The following is a 1,703-nucleotide window of genomic DNA, read 5'->3' on the forward strand; positions in this document are numbered from 1 at the left end:
CAACGGCTGGGCACCAGCGTCACGCCTGTGCGAGAGGCCTGTTTCAGGCTCGTCAGCGAGCAGGCGCTGGAACTGCGGTCGGGGCGGTTCATCACCGTTCCAGAGCTGACCCGGTCGCGTTATTGGCAGGTCCGGCTCATTCGCATCGCGCTCGAGGGGCTAGCGGCCGAACTCGCCGTCGAGCATGTTTCGGAGGCGGACATTGACAAACTTGTGGAGATCCATCGCGATTTCGTGGCCGGCGAAACGTCCGGCGATGCTGACCGCGCCCGTCGCGCCAATCGTGAATTCCACTTCGGCGTCTACCGCCTGTCCAAGATGGATATGCTGATCGCCCAGATCGAAAGCCTGTGGGTCTCGATGGGCCCTATCCTCAACGTGTATTATCTGCAGGCCGAGAACGATTACATCGGCGCGGAGGAGCACGAGACGCTGATCGAAGCGTTCCGGACCCGCAACAAGAAGGTGGCGCGTAAGGCGATCGAACGCGACATCGTGCGCGGTGGCATGAACCTGTTGCGGTATTTCGACGAGCAGGACGCGGCCGCCAAGCGGGCGTGATCGAAGCCGCCGGTCATTTGCTGGCGACCTCTCTTCGCGCTGGCTCAGGCCGCCCGAAGGCGCGCGGTGGCATTCTGGTCGACGACCCAGACGCCCTGCTCGGCGTCCAGCACCAGGGCCACCTTGTAGGATTGGCGAGCCGCTTCGCTCGTCAGCCAGCCGCGGTCAACGCTGGCCGCGACACGGCGGACATCGCGCTTGGTCGGGTCGCCATAGCCACCGCCGCCACAGGCAACGAACTCGATGCGCTCGCCGGCGCGACACGCCTCCTCATGGAACGCAGGCAATTCCACCAGCTTGCCGTCCGTGCCGCGCTTGGCGCTGCGACTGGCCTTGGCGTCACCGCCGCCGAGCACGCCGCGCGGCGGAAAGGTTGTCCCATCGGCCGAGTAGACCAGTGTCATCTCGTGTTCGACGGGATAGAAGACACCGCCCACCGCGGGAGCGCCCTCGAACTCGCCAATGCCTTGCGTGTCCGCCACCACGCCGCGCGATTCAATGATGATGGGGTACATGGATTCGTCCACCTCCACGGAATCCAGCGCGATCAGGCCGCCATTCGCCGGCCCGCAATATGTCAGCCAGCCGTCATAGCCGTGACGCGCGCCGCCGCCGGCGTAGCCAATGAAGACCTGATTGACGTAGGGCTGCCCATCCTTGAACGGATCCTTGCCTGAAATCACCCCAATCCCCGCCGGCAGGTGCGAGCCGCTCTCGGCCTGGCCATAAGGTTCTCCCATCGTCGAGAACACGCAATTGCCGGCGATGATCAAGCGGTCGTTGACATTGGTGGTCGCCACCGAGGTGCCTACGGGGTAGCGGGGTTTGCCGACCACGCTTCCCTCCCGCATCAACACCTTGATCCGGCTCTTTGCGCCCTCGTTGTGCGGGATGCCGTCGTCGAGATTGTTGAAGACGCCAATGCGGCACGAGCCCGTGCAGGTGTTTTCCGAAAGGTTGAGACCACCAGGGACGTTATCCATGTTGTCACGCACATCGACCGTGATCTCGCCGGCTTCAGGGTCGACATCGATGGTGATCCGGACCGGGATGCCCTCCTCCGCCACGCCGGGGACCGGGTCATGGCGGACCTCGTAGGAGAACTTGCCCTTCGGCAATTTGGCGATTTCGGCCATGGCGCG

General features: G+C 64.2%; 2 protein-coding genes. One reads left to right on the forward strand and one right to left on the reverse strand.

Annotated features, from left to right (window positions below):
* The coding region (locus NKH52_RS35265; RefSeq protein ID WP_352658163.1) for a GntR family transcriptional regulator at window positions 1–561 on the forward strand (561 nt) is incomplete at its 5' end.
* A 44-nt stretch (window positions 562–605) separates the two neighbouring features.
* Here NKH52_RS35265 and NKH52_RS35270 read toward each other — a convergent pair.
* Window positions 606–1,703, reverse strand: a 1,098-nt coding sequence (locus NKH52_RS35270) for a hydantoinase B/oxoprolinase family protein (RefSeq protein WP_352658160.1), incomplete at its 5' end; no start/stop codon positions are given.

Origin of the sequence: Mesorhizobium sp. M1066, from assembly GCF_040318635.1 — a bacterium.
In the GTDB taxonomy this organism is placed as follows: Bacteria; Pseudomonadota; Alphaproteobacteria; order Rhizobiales; family Rhizobiaceae; genus Mesorhizobium.